Origin of the sequence: Ferruginibacter paludis (genome assembly GCF_030409685.1) — a bacterium.
Taxonomy (GTDB): domain Bacteria; phylum Bacteroidota; class Bacteroidia; order Chitinophagales; family Chitinophagaceae; genus Ferruginibacter; species Ferruginibacter paludis.
Window position 1 is genome coordinate 626,502 of the sequence record NZ_JAUFQJ010000006.1, and the last position, 17,107, is coordinate 643,608.

A 17,107-nucleotide genomic window follows, 5' to 3' on the forward strand; every position below is an offset into this window, starting at 1 on the left:
AAATACTGATTGCAAATCCACTTGAGGTCCAAAATCAGACTTAGTCATTCTAATTCAATCCCTTCACCGATTGCTGTTCCCTGTATTCATTTGGCGCACAGTTATACCGCTTCCTGAATTCCCTGAAAAAATAAGATTGATTATTGAAACCGGTTCGATAAAAAATTTCTGTTACATTCAATTGAGATGTTGCCAGTAAATGAGCAGCCTCTTTTAAGCGGATGTTTTTTATAAATTCGCCCGGCGTCATACCGGTAAGCGTTTTCAATTTGCGGTACAATTGCATTTTGCTCATATTGAAAGCCTTTTCCAGGAACACGGCATTCAGTTCTGTTTCGCCCAGGTTTTCATCGATCAGTTTTACCATTTTGGTCAGAAACTCTTTATCACCCGCATTTAAATCAGATTCTACCAGCATGTCAGTGCCTTTCTCATTGTTGAAAAGGTCCAGTAATTTTTGGCGGTATTCCAGCAGTTTCCTGATACGCAATTTTAAATGGGCGGTTTGAAAAGGCTTGGCGATGTATGCATCAGCGCCCACTTCATACCCTTCCATATGGTGATCTTCGCTACCACGGGATGATAAGATGATAAAAGGTACGTGGCAGGTGGCAGGTGCATTCTTCATTTTATTGCATAACTCAAGGCCACTCATATTGGGCATCATGACATCGCAGATCACAATGTCCGGCATTACTTTTTCAATCAGCTCCAAAGCTTTTCGCCCATCTGCCGCTTCATATACAATGTATTCATCCTTCAAAATATCATTCAATAAAAAACGGATGTCCGCATCATCTTCCACTATAAGAATATTTTTTCTTTTTGTATCCTGCAGGTTTTCAATGATGGCTTGCTTGTTTTTATCAACCGTTGAAATGGGTTGCATGGTTTCGGCATAAGCAGTAATGGTACGATATAAATAAGAAGGCTGATCGCTGACGGTAGTTACATTCTCTGCAGGAAGGTCTGCTGGTTTCTCTTTTACTATGGGCAGGCAGACTTTAAAAATGATTCTGTCATTTTCACTGCTGGCAGTTATGCGGCCGTTGAGCATGGTAACCAGTTGCCTTGTAAACGCAAGGCCAATGCCTGTTCCAAATTTTCCGGTATCGGTTGCGGTATTTGCATTGACCACATAAAATTGTTCAAACAACTGATCCAGCTTTCCTGTTGGTAATTGTGTTCCCGAATTAATCACTGTTATTTCCAGTTCTTTATGCTCATTTTCTCCGGCTGAAAATATCACCTGTTCATTTTTTTCTGAATGCTTAAATGCATTGGATAATAAATTGAAAATAATTTTTTCAATCTTATCCTTATCTGCCAGCCCCATCATGCCCGGTGCAATATTAATTTCATATTCCATTTTATTCTGCTCACTCAACGGAATAAAAGGTTCGCCAAGGTTCAGCAATAATTCTGAAATATTCAGGTAACTAAACTGGTTCTTAAAAAATCCGGCTTCCACTTTCCTGAATTCCAGTAACTGGTGAACGAGGTATGTGAGCCTTGATGCCTGCTGGTGAATCAATGATAAAAAATAAGGCTTATCCTTCTGGTCTTTATCGGTAGTTGTTTTATGCAAAAAACGTTCGGAGCTTCCCATGATCAGCGTAAGCGGTGTTTGAAGTTCATGGGCAATATTGGTGAAAAAACCAAGGCGGTTCTGGTGAATCTCTTCTTCTTTTTCACGGAGCACATGCTCTACCGCCAGTTGATGTTTTATCTCCAGCTTGTTTTTACGGTACCGGTAAAAAACAAATACAATGGCTGATAATACTGCGGCGTAGCAGAGATAAGCCCAGGCGGTCAACCAAAAATATTGTTTCACTTCCAGCGACATCAATGCTATTTCCTTTGACCATAAACCTTCTCCATTGCTCCATTTTATTTTTAAAGTATAGTTGCCGGGCAACATATTGCTGTACACAATTTTCCCGTTGGTGCCTGCGTAGTGCCATATTTTATCATAGCTTTCCAGGTAATAAGCATACTCACATTTTTCTGCATTTAAAAAACTTACCGCCTTAATATCGAGTTCAAAAAAGTTATCTCTCCTGCTCACCGTGAAATCAAGTGGCTTGTTGACTGAATCTTCCATCACTGCAAAGCCATTTTCACTAACGGCTTTTCCTCCAATAGAAATACCTGATAACAACAGGTTAGGTTGCCAAACTGATTTACGGATGTTTTGGGGAAGAAAATGATTGAAGCCATAAGTTCCTCCAAAGAAAATATTGCCGGAATTATCTTTCCACACGGCCCCATCACAAAACTCGTTGCTCTGCAAGCCATCCAGTTGCTGGTAATAAGAAATTTGCAGATCTGCCTGGTTTACTTTTGCCAGTCCCTTATTGGTGCTGACCCATATATGGCCGGTACTATCTTCTTCAATTGCGTGAATCGTGTTATTGGGTAAGCCTTCGGCTGTTGTTAATTTTTGAAATACAGGTTCTTTGTTATTTGCATCTGCATTATTGATCCAGTTCAATCCGTAACTGGTACCGATCCATACCCTGTTGCGGCTGTCTTTAAATAACGATAACACATCATTGTTAGACAGGCTTCCTTCATAGGTAAATGCCTTAAAAGTGCTGAATACCTTGGTGGTTTTATCCATTAAACTCAAGCCGCCATACCTGCAGCCGATCCACAAATGGTTGTTGTCTGCATCCGCCAATGAATAGATAATATCATTGGCCGGGCCGGAGTTATTATTGTTGTAAGTAAATCGTTCCTGGAAAGCCACTGATAATTTACCGGCTTTATCCCTTATTATCTTCAGGTGTATCAAACCATAACCACTGGTGCCAAGCCACAATGAATGATCAGCATCCTGTTTAATGGCATATACAGAACCAAATTCAGGATACCTGTCATGTCCATTGACAGATGCCCATCTGGTAAATTGTTTTGTTTTAAGATCATATACCCCGATACCTTTTCCATCCGTACCTATATAGATCAGTTCATCATTTCCTTTCTTTAAAACATACACCGCATTGTTATCCAGCTCTGAGCCTGATAAAAAATATTTTTTATTGAAGGATGCAATTGAATCGGACCAAAAATTTTCAATACTAATGATACCACTACCTTTTGTTCCCACCCATAAATTTCCATTGGCTTCACAAAATGCCCTTACCGATTTATTGTAAGGCATCCCGTTATCCGAAGTAGAAACCGTACCAAATGATTTTGTTTTTGGATAAACTTTTATGATGCCGTTGCCATCCGTACCATACCATAAAATATCTTCACTGCCCAAGGCCCAGGATGTTACCTTGATATCCTGCATCTGCCGCATTTCTTCCTGTAAAAAAGAGGAGGATTGAAAATTGGCATCGTACACGTCATAGCCTTTGGAAGCCCAGGCAAGCAGGTAATGCTCTTTATAAAAAATAACAGCAGTAAGTGTATGCTTCAACTGCATCACTTGTTTTTTATTTAAGGTGCCATTATGAATGCTGAATAATTGATCGGCACCGTTGCTAAAAAAAAACTGGTGATTTACATTAAAAAAATTACTGACTCCTTTTTGATCCCGGTAAGTTCGTACACTTTTAAACTGGCTTCCGTCTAATGCATACACATCCAGCTCACCTTTTGCATTTAGTAACCACAAGCGATTGGCTTCATCAAAAGCTATTTTCGTAATAACAGCCTGTTGCCTTGGTATATTGCAAAGCCGGAAAGTATCAGCCACTTCATCGTACGAGCTGAGCCCGGCTTTCTGGTTGAGGGAAAAAACTTTGCCGGCCGTATCGATCGCCAGTACATATTCCTGTTCGCTAACCCTGCTGCGTTGATATTGATTGTAAAAATAATTATAGAATTTGCCCGTCTTTTTTTCATACCTCGATATGCCTTCAATGGTAGTGATCCAGATATTGCCTCTTTTATCTTCCGTTACCTGTTGAATAACATTGCTGCCAATACTCTTAAAATCATTTTCTTTGCTGTAGTTGAATACATGAAAAACATTTCCGTCATACATGTTCAGACCATCCCAGGTAGCAACCCACAACAGGTTGCCGGCATCTTTAAAAATATAATTGATTGAACTGTTGGAAAGACCATTCCGGTTATCATAGTGCTGAATGAAAAAAGGATCGTCCGGTCCGGCAATTGCATCCAGCCTGAAAAAAATAGCAAGCAAAAGAATATAAAAAGGGTGAAGTATACGCTTCATTATTTTCTTAATTAATTAAAAAGTTGCGTTCAAATCTCAGCAGTTTAAATTGCTGGTTCATTTTAAATCAAATGGCATAATTGAAGCAGGCTGTTATGATCTGCTACTGTGTTATTGAAATAAGTATTGAAGGTAAGCTAATTAAAAAAATAGTCTCTTGCTCTATATGCGTACAAAAACTGGCGGAGCTGGCGGTTTATCATAGTTATTAGCGGTAGCATTATATTTTCGCAGGAAAAATTTTCCACTTGCAGCGATAAGGTTGCAGATTCTGTTATTAAAGTATTTTTCTTATTTTTTTACTGGTCAGCATTCAAATGAAGAAAGAACAGATTCACTTTCAAGATTGTATTATTCATCACCGGCATACAGGAGGAGAACTATGTCCTGATTGAAATTTACTTTTGGTTGTACTTATTTCGGTGAGACTGCCGGTCAAAATCCTCCGCTGCTTAATGCTGAAAAAACTGAGCCACCTTCTAAAAATACTCGTACAACCTTCAGGGCTGCCCGTAATCATATGTACAAATGACCGGTAATATTAAAAAAGGTAACGCTAAGAAGTATTTTTACCCGTTGAGCTTGCTTTTGCCCAGGATCATTTTAAGCCAAAAATAAAAATGATGCAGGCTGAAGTTCAAAATAAAAAGTGCGTGAAAAAAGACTAATTGAAAATATGAACCGCTACTTCCTATGATATCATAAAGACTGATCTCATAAATGAAGAACCTTAACGATTTAAATATAACAATATGAAATCGATCCTGCTAATAGAAGACAATAACGATGTACGCAGCAATATAGTAGAAATACTTGCGTTGGCTGGCTACAATGTTATATCAGCAGAGAATGGAAAGGTGGGGCTGGAGAAAGCAATAAAATATTCTCCTGATCTTATTCTGTGTGATATCGTAATGCCTGCACTTAATGGATACGAAGTGTTGAAAACCATTCAAGCAAACATATCAATAAAACATATTCCCTTTATTTTTTTAACGGCAAAAGCAAACAATGATGATATAAAAAAGGGTTTAGAGTTTGGTGCCGATGCCTATATAACAAAACCATTCAGCGGTATTGAATTATTAAATTCAATAAGCTGCCAGTTAAATAAGTAACATTTTAATTTTAATAATTTCGCAACAACCCCGTTTGAAAGAATAAAGAACAAACTGAATAAATGGTAATACTGTTATAGATAAATACTGAAGCAAAATGATAAGCTAGTAAAATTGACTGCAGTGCTGTATCTGTTCTACCGGGCATGAATATTGAGATTAATCGGTTATAAAATTGAACACTGCTAAATTAATTCCCATGCCGTGGACAAAATACAATTACCCGGTTTCGATGAAAAATTTACCTGAGCCAGTCAAATACAAGGCCATTGAAATTGCCAATGCTTTGCTCACAGAAAAAAATATGGATGAAGGACTTGCCATTGCTATTGCCATCAACCGTGCAAAAAAATGGGCAATAAAACAGCTACCCTCTGGTACGAAATAGTAGATTTTTCAAGTTACAGCCTGATTTACAGAGCCCCGCAATTCAAGATGCATATTTTTTACTACGATACGCAAGTTTCATTTTGTTAATCAAATATTTGAAAAGCCTTTTTCTATTTTAGCCGATATATCAGGAAGGAATGATTAATATCGCCATAACCTGCAATAAAAAAATCAGCAATTTTATCGATGTCAATTATTCAGCCGGCAGATATATTATTTAGTTACACTAATCCAAATCAAAAAGAAAATATGTGCTCACACAAAACGTTGAACTTTTTCATTGCTCATTATTTTTTTTGTTATCAAACAAACTGCTCTAAATGCCGGGAACAAACTATCGCCGTTATGACATCTGAATTATTTCCTGTAGCAGCATCTTCTTAAAAAATCTGTTCGGCGATGCAAATGCAATATCTCCTGTGAATAAGGTGGAAGAGTTGGATAAATTGTTTTAAACAAATTATAGTCATGCCGGGTAATGTAGCCAATGTAAGTCAACAATAATTACAGTCAGGAAAACAATTGATAACCATCATTGCAAGCGCCCATAATCAAGAATATTTTTGATCCCTGATGTAAAAATATTTACAAACTTCTAAATGTTTAAATTATGAAAAGTGATAACCAAATTCAAAAGGATGTGATGGATGAACTTAAATGGGAGCCCTTTTTAAATTCCAGCGAAATTGGAGTTGCTGTTAAAAATGGAATAGTAACACTTTCAGGAACAGTTGATACCTATCCAAAGAAATTAGCAGCAGAGAAAGCCGCCAAAAGAGTGTCCGGCGTAAAGGCAGTGGCGGAGGAAATTCAGGTAGGCATTTCTCCCAGTTTTAGTAAAACGGATACGGAAATCGCAGAGGCTGTTGTGAACGCGTTAAAATGGCATTCAGCAGTACAGGAAGAAAAAATTAAAATCAAAGTAGAGAATGGCATTGTAAGGCTTGAAGGCGAAGCTGAGTGGGAGTATCAACGCACAAATGCAAAATCAGCCATTGAAAATATGACCGGGGTGCGTGGTGTAATTAATTTAATAAAAGTAAAACCAAAAGCTACCCCTACGGAAATTAAGCAAAAAATTAGTTCTGCCTTCATTCGCAGCGCCACTGTTGATGCCGAAAAAATAGTTGTTGATGTTGATGGAAGTAAAATTACCCTGCGTGGAACCGTTCGCTCATTCGCAGAAAAGGAAGAGGCAGCAAATGCTGCATGGTCTGCACCAGGTGTATTGAGTATTGAAAACAAACTGGACATAAAAGTTCCTGAATATGATTACGCAGTTTAAGAAACCGACGTTATTCATAGGCTGCAATTGATAGTTCAGCTTCAATTTCAATAAGCTGTCTTAATCATGTACTGGGTGGGGCAGCTTTTTTAATTCCCCAATACATCTATGTTATAGTAAAGTTGATCGGACAGGAAAACTAATTGCCGGGGTTAAGCGGAAGTCAGGTAACGTAGATGTGATTACAATTGGAGAGACCAAGGGTGTTGGGACCTATGTGGGAATAGCAGAAGAAATGCATTTTGACCGTGGCTATTTATCTCCTTTTAAACATTGTTTTGAACCTGTTTTTTATTTCTTAATGGTAACAGAAATTAAAATTGATCCCGAATGAAATTATTTGCATTGAACAGTTCGGCCACTTTTGGTGAATTGGTTGCCAAAGAACTTGGTGTGCAACTGAGCGCCCATGAGGAAAGGGAATTTGAAGACGGCGAACATAAAAGCAGGCCGCTGGAAAATGTACGCAACCAGGAAGTTTTTGTAATTCATTCTCTGTACAGCGATCCGGTGCAAAGTGTAAACGATAAACTTTGCCGGCTGCTGTTTTTTATTGGAGCACTTAAAGACGCCGCTGCAAAAAAGGTTACGGCAATCATTCCATTTTTATGTTATGCCCGCAAAGACCGTAAAACAAAAGCACGGGATCCGGTGACTACCCGATATGTAGCCCGTGTACTGGAAGCCTGCGGCGCTGATGCGGTTGTAACAATGGATGTGCACAACCTGCAGGCTTTTCAAAATGCTTTTACTATACCAACAGAAAACCTGGAAGCGAGAAAATTATTTGCGGATCATTTGACCCCCTTTTTGACAAACGAAGACGCGGTAATCATGTCGCCGGATTTTGGGGGTGTTAAGCGGGCGGAACAATTACTGCAAACACTGGAAAAGCAATTGAAACGGGAATTGCCAATGGTATTGATGGAAAAATACCGCAGCAGCGGTATGGTATGGGGAGAACGGATTGCCGGCGATGTAAAAGATAAAACTGTTATCATTGTGGATGATTTGATTAGTACAGGCAGTACCATTGCCAGGGCCGCCGCCGCATGTAAAAAGTCAGGTGCTAAAAAAGTTGTGGCGTTGGCTACCCATGGTATTTTTACCGGCAACACCGATGATACCCTTGGGGAAGAAGCTTTACAGCAGATCATTACCACCAATACTATCCCTCCCTTCAGGCTGGAGCATACAAGAGTAATAGAGAAAGTGACAACATTAAATGCAGCACCACTGTTTGCTGAAGCCATTAAAAGACTTTATGAAGGTGGCTCTATTGTTGAACTACTGGAAGATTAAACCATGTTTATCAAGATGTATAAAGAAGCTGATACAACAGCAACAATTACAACGGAAGAAAAGGTTGCTTTTTTACTGCAACCCTCCAGCTACCCGTATAGCGTAAGCTCAGTCAAATCAATAGAAACACATATGTCCTGGGTTTTTCTGGCGGGTGATCTTGTGTATAAAATGAAAAAGCCGGTTAGCTATCGTTTGTTTGATCACCGTACGCTGGAATCAAGGTTTACAAACAGTCTTGAAGAAGTACGCATTAATAAAAAACTGGCTGAAGATATTTATATCGGCATAGTTCCGCTTGTTATTAATAAAGAAGGCAAATTACAGTTGGAAGGGAAAGGTGCAATAGCAGATTGGCTGGTAAAAATGAAACGTATTCCCGAAAGAAACATGCTCGGCTATGCCATTAAACATGATTGCATTGATGAGACGCAATTGCACCAGGCAGCTACCCTTCTTGCTGAGTTTTATCAAACATCCCTTCCTGTTCCGGTTACGCTTACCGGATATGCCGGTAAGCTGGAATCAGAAATACTTTTTATCCATGATGAATTGCTGGCCCCGTTATTTGCATTACCCCCCCTCTTAATAAAAGAATTAACAGCTGGGCAAAGAGCATTTATTGCCGCTCGCCAAGACTTATTCGAAAAAAGAATTGCCGCCGGCAAAATTATTGATGCGCACGGCGACCTGCGTCCGGAACATATTTGCCTGGGGCCGCAGGTTGCCTTTATAGACAGGCTTGAATTTAGCAGGGAGCTTCGTATAATGGATCCCGCCCAGGAGTTATCTCTGCTTTCCGTGGAATGCGAAATGTTGGGTAACAGCCACATCGGCCACGTGTTTATTGATGTGTACCGTAAAAAAAGTAACGATATTATTCCTTTACCCCTGATCAATTTTTTCAAAATAAAAGCAGCCTGTCTGCGGGCTTATCTTGTTGCGAGACATATTGAGGAGCCCCGTTATAAAGATGACCCAAAATGGCTGACCAAGGCCCGTGTGTATCTTCAACTGGCGGAACGCTACCATCAGCAATTGCCTGTATAAGTATATTATTTCCTATTGGGCACATGGGATTCGCTCCTGGGATTATTTTGCTGCTTTTGCCATTTTTCCAGCAATCCCAGCGCTTCATCATCCGTTACTTGCCCAAATGATTCATAGGCCTGCGAAACAGCATGATAAAAAGCTGGTGTTTCCAATATTACTACTTCATCTGCTTCTTTCCTTAATTGCCTTAAAATAGCATTACCCGAAACCGGCGCTGCCACAATTATTTTAGCGGCTTCCTTTTTTTTACACATTTTAATGGCTGCGAAAATAGTGGCGCCGGTAGCTATCCCGTCATCAACAATCAATACAATCCTGTTTTTAATTTCCGGCAACGGCTGCCCTTGTCGCAACACATTAATACGCCGCTCAATTTCCTTTTTCTGTTGAGCTACAGCTGTATCAATCTCTTCCTGGGATACCTCCCGTACCACTGTATCATTTAAGTGTATCGTTCCATCTTCGGCAATTGCGCCAACGGCATACTCCGGGTTATTCGGATGACCCAGCTTTCTTGATACCAGTAAAGAAAATACTGCATTTAAATGCAGCGCCACATAATACCCTGTTACAGCTCCTCCCCTTGGTATACCCAGCACAACAGCCTGTTGATCTTTGTATTTCTCCAGCGCTTTTGCCAATTGCAGCGCTGCATCTTTTCTATCGTAGAACATAACATTTCATTTTTAAAATAAATTAAATTTTCCGCAGATTTTCATTTGGCTACAGCGGTATTAATTTGGTTTTTCATTTGGCTATAGACATTGTTTGTAACCGTTCAAAGTCTTCCGCTTTTAATCATCACTTCCCCTGTATCGCTCACCGTTGTTCCGAATCGAACTGATAATTGCTGCATCCGCTTTATGCTCCATTCATAGTTTTTTCCTGTTGCCTGGTTTACCTGGTAATTGCCTATCAATGCAGGCGTCAGCGTCAATTTTTCAATTCCTTTCCCGGTCATTTCTATCCTGAAAAGAAAAGAAAGGTTGTTCTTCAATATTGGATCTGCCACATAATCATCTACAAAATCCCCGGTATCATACAACACCAGTTTGTTATGATATACTTCTACTCCCTGGAAAATATGAGCACTATGCCCGTGGATAATGTCTGCTCCCATTTCAACCATGTCATGTGCAAAGGCAATAAACTCATCCGAAGGTTCCTGCCGCATATTGGGTCCCCAATGCATACTGACAACAACAATATCCGTTTCCGTTCTTACCCGTACAATCGCTTCCAGCACTTTTTGCCGGTATTTTTTTGCTGATACGTTGATGTAATTGATACCGCTTTTACTAATGCCGGCACTCCAACCCGGCTCATTATCGGTATAGCCGAGTAATCCTAACCGCAAATTATTTTTTGCAAAGAAGCAGGGCCTTTCCGCTTCCTGCTGGTTCATTCCTGCACCAGTATACTGTATATCCGCATTGTGTAATACTTGTAAAGTTTCTTTGAGGCCTTCTTCTGAATAATCAAGTATGTGGTTATTAGCCAGGTTGGCAAAAGTAATATGGGCTTCTGTTAAAGATTTTACTTTGTCAGGCGCCGCTTTAAAATTAAAAACTTTTGAAACTTTTTTTTCGCTGCTGGTCAGTGTTGTTTCCAGGTTAATAATGTTCAGGTCTGTACCGCGGAGCAGGGGAAGCATATTTCCCCAAACGTATGAATATCCTTCCGTTGAAATTACGGGATCAACGCTTCTGCCAATCATTACGTCGCCTGCAAGCCCGATAATCAGCTTATCATTCATCATCAGCAAGGTTAGCAAAATGCGGCGCAAAAATGAATGACGAAGCATGGTAAAGGGATTGATTCCAATCAGTATTACAGGTTTTGCTTTCGCTATTTTTATTGAACACTCCTTACTATTTCTTCAATTAAGCAAAAAGGAAAATCACCGAAGGCAATTTCACTTTCAGCCCCATGCAGGCTGCCTTCAATCAGCAAAAAAGATGATCCGGGTCATGCAACCAGCCTGATTACTCTTTTAATTTTAATCTTTAAAACATACTGATTATGGAACTCACTATAGAATCTCCCGGCTTACAAACAGATGCCAATTTAGAATCACTGATACAATCAAAATTCAACGACCTGAAAAATATATACAGCCGCATTACGAACAGCCTTGTAGTATTGAGGAAAGAAAACGATGATCGTAAAAAATATTTTCATGTAGAGGCACAAGTGGCTGTTCCACAAAAAACATTGTTTGCAAATGATAAAGCAGAAACATTCGAAATAGCGCTCCACAAAGTGATGGAGGATTTGGAACATCAGTTGCACCGGTACAAGGAAGAAAGAAACCATTTTCGCTAGGCAATAATGGGCCTTTCACAGGGAGCCATCTCAATTTAAACGTGTTAAAAAAGAGGAAGCAAAAATGGCTGATGTCCCGCATTTATTGGAAATAGCAAAAAGCTCAGCAGTTGAAGCTGGCAAAGCTATTATGGAAGTATACCGGTCCGGAGATTTTTCTGCCAGCATTAAAAGCGATCATTCTCCGCTGACAAAAGCAGATCGGTGTGCTCACAATATTATCCTGAATCATCTGCGCAAAACAGGATTGCCTGTTCTTTCGGAAGAAGGAAAGAACATTGTGTACAGCGAACGAAAGTTATGGGAATATTTCTGGCTGACAGACCCGCTGGACGGAACAAAAGAGTTCATCAGTAAAAATGACGAGTTTACGGTTAACATTGCATTGATGCACAAAAATTCGCCGTCAGGAGGTGTTATTTATGTCCCCTGTTCTGAGACGCTGTATGTTGGTTCAAAAGAAACCGGTGCGTATAAAAATGAAAAAGGTAAGCTGACTCAATTTTCAGCATTACAAAACAGGAGACAATTCAATGATCTGCTGCATATTGAACACCTGGCAATAGTAGCATCCAGATCGCACCAGTCGCCCGAAACAACAACATTTATAAACAGGTTTAAAAACGCTACAGTTACATCAATGGGCAGCTCGCTTAAGTTTATGCTGCTGCTTGAAAACAGAGCGGATATTTATCCGAGATGGGGTACAACGATGGAATGGGATACGGCCGCCGCACATGCCATTCTAAATGCCTGTAACCGCGGTGTGTATCATACCAATTTAAAATCAGAGCTGATGTACAATAAACCAGATCTCAGGAACCCACCCTTTGTAGCTTTCTGATACTGTTAAGTGGTTTTCAATGACCTTATTTCTTGCAGCATAAAACAGTTAAACATGTTAACCATGGCTTCGGATAATTTAATAAAACGAACGATCACTGGAATAGTCTTGGCTGCAATTATTATAGTTGCAATAAGTTTAAGCCTTGCTACTTTTATTTTATTGATAATGGTGATCAACCTACTTGGTTTACTGGAATTCTATCGCTTATTTTATTCCTCAGCAGTTATCCCGGGAAAAATTCAGGGTATTGTTTTATCAGTTTGTATGCTGCTTACTTCAACCTTGTTTTTCACCGGAAAAAGTAATCTGAATGTGCTGTTGATAAATATCCCCGTTGCGTTTGGAGTTTTTATTGCAGAACTTTTTTTAAAAGCTGAAAATCCTTTCCATAACATCGCCTTTACTTTTCTTGGTATTATTTGTATCACTATTCCCCTTTGTTTTTTTACCGCAGTTGCATGTTTGCCTTTGGGACAGTATCACGCTCCGATTCCTCTTGGATACTTTTTTCTGCTATGGGCAAGCGATACCGGCGCTTACTTTGCCGGAAAATATTTTGGCAGGCATCATTTATTTGAGCGCATTTCTCCCGGAAAAACATGGGAAGGCAGCTTTGGAGGAACTGCCTCGGCTTTGCTGGTGGCGTGCATTACTGCACATTTTTTTAAAACAATCAGTCTTTCGGGCTGGATAATGATGGCAGTTATAATTGTTGTGACAGGCACTTTTGGGGATCTTATAAAATCACTTATGAAAAGAAGTCTGCATCTTAAAGATTCCGGCACCATTTTACCAGGCCACGGCGGTATGCTTGACCGCTTTGATTCATTGCTGGGCTCAGCACCTTTTGTATTTTGCTATTTATTTATACTCCCTTACCTCGAAACGCACTTCATTAAACTATGAAAAATTACCGGTAGTTGTCAGGCTGCAACTGACAAGTTTTTCTGTGCGATCAAATCTTGACCGGCTTTTTAAAACGTCCGCCACTGAAGATAATATGGATCATTCATTCTATTGCCCGCAATCATTTTCCAGCCGTCATTATAGTGTTATCTTAGCTATCAAAATGACAACTTATGTTACGCTTTAAAATTATTATCGTTGTAAGTTTTGTTTTTTTATTATTCAGTCCGGGCCAGGCCAACTCGCAAACCAAGCCACCTTTTTTATTTGATGTTTTACCAACGGCCAATCATACCGTGCTTACTCAATGGAGCGTGCCGCCCGTAATGGATTCGCTTCCTTTTGAATTGGAAAGAAGCAGGGACAACAGCACCTGGAAAAAAATTGCGTCTGTACCGGTGCAACCATCGCACCGCTATTCAAGCACAGATGAGCAACCGGGAGAAGGTTTGATTTACTATCGTATCCGGCAGGTGGGCGACAAAGGCCAATTTTTATATTCATGGGTAAACTGGGTGCAGTTCAGTGAAACCGGCAAATTGTTTATCTGGCCCAACCCGGCAAAAAATATGCTGCATGTTAAAACTCCCTACATTAACGGACGCATGGATATTATAAATACCGAAGGCAAGGAAATACTAAAAATTACCATCACCAATCTCATTACAGATGTACCCACCATTCGTTTGTCCAAAGGAATATATGTGCTGCACGTACGACACGAAAATGAAATGTTGGTTGGAAAATTTGTAAAAGATTAAGGTACGCCTGAACACATGCAGTGTCAGATTTTTATTGGGACCACCGGCTAAAACTTTTACGACATGCCTCACAGCGTTGACAAAATAGTAATACCTGAAACGATGGCGGGCATGGTATTGGAAAGAACCGGCCAGCCTTTGGTCATGCGAACACTTCCTGTCCCCCAGCCCTCTGCCAGACAAGTGCTGGCAAAAGTAATCGCCTGCGGAGTTTGCCGAACGGATCTGCATATCGTTGATGGTGAACTTACAGCTCCAAAGCTCCCGCTGATTCCCGGACATGAAATAATTGCAACGGTTGTAAAAACGGGTAAAGAAGTAACCCGTATACAAAATGGAGCAATAATTGGCATTCCATGGCTGGGTTATACCTGCGGAACATGTAAGTATTGCCGCAATGGCCAGGAAAACCTCTGCGAAAAAGCATTGTTTACAGGTTACACCATCAATGGAGGTTATGCCGGGTTTACTGTAGCCGATGAACGGTTTTGTTTCCCACTATCAGCACAGTACGCCAACGCATCAGGTGCACCGCTGATGTGCGCAGGGCTAATTGGTTACCGATCGTATACGATGATTGGCGAACACGCCACTAAGATTGGCATTTACGGTTTTGGAGCCGCAGCACACATCCTGGTTCAATTGGCAAAATACCAGCACAAGCAAGTGTTTGCTGTTACCCGGGAAGGCGATATGGATGCACAAAAATTTGCATTAAAATTGGGTGCCGTATGGGCAGGCGATTCTGAACAATCTCCTCCCGAAAAGCTGGATGCGGCAATTATTTTTGCTCCGGCAGGAAACCTGGTTCCAAAGGCGTTGCTTGCTGTAGACAAAGGTGGTGTTGTAGTATGTGGCGGCATTCACATGAGTGATATTCCATCGTTCCCATACAGGCTGTTGTGGGAAGAAAGAGTGATCCGGTCAGTAGCAAACCTTACCCGCAGCGATGGAGACAATTTTTTGAAAATGGCTGCACAGGTACCAATACAAACTGAAACCCAGGCATATCCTTTACATCTTGCAAACGAAGCATTGAATGATCTCAGGAATGGAAAAATTCACGGGGCTGCCGTTCTGGTGATGGATCCAGGTCACTAAAAAACCAACGGTAACAGGCACTGCGGGTAAAGTATGCATATCAACAATATCATCTTTATCATTTACTATTCACTTCGCAGAAGGTTACTGTTGCCTGGCTGCCCATCTTTTTAAATTCGGCAAACTGCTCACCGCCATATCAATTATTTTTGAATCCACATTCATTTTTTCCATCTGCGTAATCACCAGTGATGTCATGTCTTTCAATGTCATGTTGGGATTGATGAATGCACCCTGCTGATAGCAGTATTTACAATACTCATTACTTTTACTACCATCTTTTTCTGTGCCCTGCAGATCCGGATTATCCAACGGCATGCTGCAACTCTGGCAATAGGTTTCTGTTTCCATACTTATCATTTTAATTTTGACAAATTTCAAGCAAGGTTATGCTTGTCATGCTTTTTATCATACGCCTCTTGTATCCACGCCATTAACTCATTATCAATATCATCCTCGCTCACAATATCTATTACCAGTAAGTACCGCTGCGCCGACATTTGAACACATTGTTTAACCCGTTTTCTTTTGATATTCCGGTCCAGGGCAAAATCTACCCTTATTCTGTCCCTATAGATTTTTACCGCTGCAAAAGTGAACGGGCTCACAAAATGAATACAGCATTCCAGCGATTCTGTTTTAAAAGATCCTACCTGTTTCTTAACGGCCCGCTTAAATTTTTCATACAACAATTTTCCGGCGGGCTTTCCTTCAAAGTGCATTTCTAAATCATACGGTGTGCAGGAATGCATTTGTCCTTTACGTTCAAATTGCCGCTTACATTTCGGGCATGTCCATAAATGAATTGTCTCATGTTTCACTTTCACTGTATACATATTTTGTAAGATCATTGACCTGTTCCAATGTAGCTGCTTCCACAAAGTCAACCGCCAGTTGTATTTCTGCATCTGCGTTATTGCCCATCTTCAGCTGCCAACTGCGTTGCACATCGCTCAATATTTTTTTAATGTTGCCGATAAAAATCCAGAGCAGGAATACTTAGCATCGATATATTCCCTTTCCGCTTGTTGCATGTAGAGGCGTAGTTCGTTCTGCTTATTTGCTGTCTCAGTATTTATGCGGGTATTATCAATGAAGGTGCTGTCAGTTTTTAGTGCAGCTACCTGCTTTTGTATTTGTCTCCTCAGCCCTTTAAACTTCTTCCATACTATGTTCAACTTATCCTGCTGTTCTTCTACTTTTGCGGCAATGTTGGGGATAGAGTTTCGCTGGATCACTTCTTCCAGTTTAGTTTCAAATTCTGTTGCTTCCTGATCATAAAAAGCAATCAGGCGTGCCCAGTCAACCAGTTCATCTGTGTAGTGCTCTGCAATACTTGTTGCCATTGTTTTTCATTTTAAATTGTCTGCTGCCGGCGCCAGATCGTTCCGGTTGGTCAGCTTGATATATATCCTAATATTCCAAATCATTTCGTACATCTTCATTCATTATAAATTCGTCGGATGAATTACGTCCCAGTTCGTTCAGTTCTTTTAAAGTAAAATCATCCATACCAGTTGTTTGCTCCCAGCCTTTTTTTTCTTTGCGAAGCACCTGCACAGATAGACCAAAACGTTGCTGAAATTCTTTTTCCACGTCAGCCACTTTATATAAGGGCAGCATTTCAATTACACCTGACACATGCGTTGCCTTTATTTCTCCGATGAGCGTATTCGGTTCTATTTCCCCGCCTTCATTTGATGCCTGGTATTTTTTATGGCCCTTTCCATAAAACGCCAGTTTCAGGTAAGGGTAAAAGTCAGAAAAGACTTCCTGTATCTGACGGAGCGATGTGGTATCATTTACTTCTATGAACAATGGTTA

General features: G+C 40.3%; 18 protein-coding genes. 10 read left to right on the forward strand and 8 right to left on the reverse strand.

Annotation, left to right across the window (positions count from 1 at the left end; translation table 11 throughout):
- Nucleotides 1-49: 49 nt before the first annotated feature.
- A complete protein-coding gene (locus QWZ08_RS13100; RefSeq protein WP_290337875.1) occupies nucleotides 50-4,195 on the reverse strand; it encodes a hybrid sensor histidine kinase/response regulator transcription factor in 4,146 nt (1,381 codons plus the stop codon).
- A gap of 752 nt (nucleotides 4,196-4,947) precedes the next feature.
- Between QWZ08_RS13100 and QWZ08_RS13105 the strand changes: the two genes are divergently transcribed.
- The 5 genes from QWZ08_RS13105 to QWZ08_RS13125 all read left to right on the forward strand — a co-directional run bounded on the left by QWZ08_RS13105 (nucleotide 4,948) and on the right by QWZ08_RS13125 (nucleotide 9,340).
- Complete coding sequence (locus QWZ08_RS13105; protein WP_290337876.1) at nucleotides 4,948-5,313, forward strand: response regulator transcription factor; 366 nt, start codon at nucleotides 4,948-4,950, stop codon at nucleotides 5,311-5,313.
- Nucleotides 5,314-5,512: 199 nt separating this feature from the next.
- Nucleotides 5,513-5,701, forward strand: coding sequence for a DUF2188 domain-containing protein (locus QWZ08_RS13110; protein ID WP_290337877.1), 189 nt, complete (start codon nucleotides 5,513-5,515; stop codon nucleotides 5,699-5,701).
- Nucleotides 5,702-6,313: 612 nt separating this feature from the next.
- On the forward strand, nucleotides 6,314-6,988 hold the full coding sequence (locus QWZ08_RS13115) for a BON domain-containing protein (protein ID WP_290337878.1): 675 nt from the start codon (nucleotides 6,314-6,316) through the stop codon (nucleotides 6,986-6,988).
- A 330-nt stretch (nucleotides 6,989-7,318) separates the two neighbouring features.
- Entirely contained in the window at nucleotides 7,319-8,290 is a 972-nt protein-coding gene (locus QWZ08_RS13120; protein ID WP_290337879.1) for a ribose-phosphate diphosphokinase, read from the forward strand.
- A gap of 15 nt (nucleotides 8,291-8,305) precedes the next feature.
- Nucleotides 8,306-9,340, forward strand: coding sequence for a hypothetical protein (locus QWZ08_RS13125; RefSeq protein WP_290337880.1), 1,035 nt, complete (start codon nucleotides 8,306-8,308; stop codon nucleotides 9,338-9,340).
- Nucleotides 9,341-9,345: 5 nt separating this feature from the next.
- Here QWZ08_RS13125 and QWZ08_RS13130 read toward each other — a convergent pair whose 3' ends face one another.
- Entirely contained in the window at nucleotides 9,346-10,017 is a 672-nt protein-coding gene (locus QWZ08_RS13130; RefSeq protein ID WP_290337881.1) for a phosphoribosyltransferase, read from the reverse strand.
- Between the two features lie 104 nt (nucleotides 10,018-10,121).
- On the reverse strand, nucleotides 10,122-11,147 hold the full coding sequence (locus tag QWZ08_RS13135) for a CapA family protein (RefSeq protein WP_290337882.1): 1,026 nt from the start codon (nucleotides 11,145-11,147) through the stop codon (nucleotides 10,122-10,124).
- A 218-nt stretch (nucleotides 11,148-11,365) separates the two neighbouring features.
- On the opposite strand from QWZ08_RS13135, the gene hpf reads away from it, so the two are divergent.
- The 5 genes from hpf (at nucleotide 11,366) to QWZ08_RS13160 (ending at nucleotide 15,283) form a co-directional block, all read left to right on the forward strand.
- A complete protein-coding gene (gene hpf / locus QWZ08_RS13140; protein ID WP_290337884.1) occupies nucleotides 11,366-11,668 on the forward strand; it encodes a ribosome hibernation-promoting factor, HPF/YfiA family in 303 nt (100 codons plus the stop codon).
- 64 nt (nucleotides 11,669-11,732) lie between these two features.
- The gene (cysQ, locus tag QWZ08_RS13145; protein WP_290337885.1) at nucleotides 11,733-12,512 is read left to right on the forward strand and encodes a 3'(2'),5'-bisphosphate nucleotidase CysQ; all 780 of its coding nucleotides are present in this window, start codon (nucleotides 11,733-11,735) and stop codon (nucleotides 12,510-12,512) included.
- Between the two features lie 63 nt (nucleotides 12,513-12,575).
- The gene (locus QWZ08_RS13150; protein ID WP_290337886.1) at nucleotides 12,576-13,421 is read left to right on the forward strand and encodes a phosphatidate cytidylyltransferase; all 846 of its coding nucleotides are present in this window, start codon (nucleotides 12,576-12,578) and stop codon (nucleotides 13,419-13,421) included.
- 173 nt (nucleotides 13,422-13,594) lie between these two features.
- Complete coding sequence (locus QWZ08_RS13155) at nucleotides 13,595-14,182, forward strand: T9SS type A sorting domain-containing protein (protein ID WP_290337887.1); 588 nt, start codon at nucleotides 13,595-13,597, stop codon at nucleotides 14,180-14,182.
- A gap of 63 nt (nucleotides 14,183-14,245) precedes the next feature.
- On the forward strand, nucleotides 14,246-15,283 hold the full coding sequence (locus tag QWZ08_RS13160) for a zinc-dependent alcohol dehydrogenase family protein (protein WP_290337888.1): 1,038 nt from the start codon (nucleotides 14,246-14,248) through the stop codon (nucleotides 15,281-15,283).
- Nucleotides 15,284-15,367: 84 nt separating this feature from the next.
- Here QWZ08_RS13160 and QWZ08_RS13165 read toward each other — a convergent pair whose 3' ends face one another.
- The 5 genes from QWZ08_RS13165 to QWZ08_RS13185 all read right to left on the reverse strand — a co-directional run bounded on the left by QWZ08_RS13165 (nucleotide 15,368) and on the right by QWZ08_RS13185 (nucleotide 17,101).
- Nucleotides 15,368-15,634 (reverse strand): zinc ribbon domain-containing protein, encoded by a 267-nt coding sequence (locus QWZ08_RS13165; protein WP_290337889.1) that lies wholly within the window; start codon nucleotides 15,632-15,634, stop codon nucleotides 15,368-15,370.
- A 26-nt stretch (nucleotides 15,635-15,660) separates the two neighbouring features.
- Entirely contained in the window at nucleotides 15,661-16,110 is a 450-nt protein-coding gene (locus QWZ08_RS13170) for a DUF5655 domain-containing protein (RefSeq protein ID WP_290337890.1), read from the reverse strand.
- Nucleotides 16,094-16,231 carry a hypothetical protein gene (locus QWZ08_RS13175; RefSeq protein WP_290337891.1) on the reverse strand — a complete coding sequence of 46 codons (138 nt, stop codon included), beginning with the start codon at nucleotides 16,229-16,231 and terminating at the stop codon, nucleotides 16,094-16,096. The genes QWZ08_RS13170 and QWZ08_RS13175 overlap by 17 nt, the downstream gene beginning before the upstream one ends.
- Before the next feature lie 5 nt (nucleotides 16,232-16,236).
- Complete coding sequence (locus tag QWZ08_RS13180) at nucleotides 16,237-16,629, reverse strand: hypothetical protein (protein WP_290337892.1); 393 nt, start codon at nucleotides 16,627-16,629, stop codon at nucleotides 16,237-16,239.
- Between the two features lie 67 nt (nucleotides 16,630-16,696).
- Nucleotides 16,697-17,101: a hypothetical protein gene (locus QWZ08_RS13185; protein ID WP_290337893.1), complete on the reverse strand. Its 405-nt coding sequence runs from the start codon at nucleotides 17,099-17,101 to the stop codon at nucleotides 16,697-16,699.
- Nucleotides 17,102-17,107 lie beyond the last annotated feature (6 nt).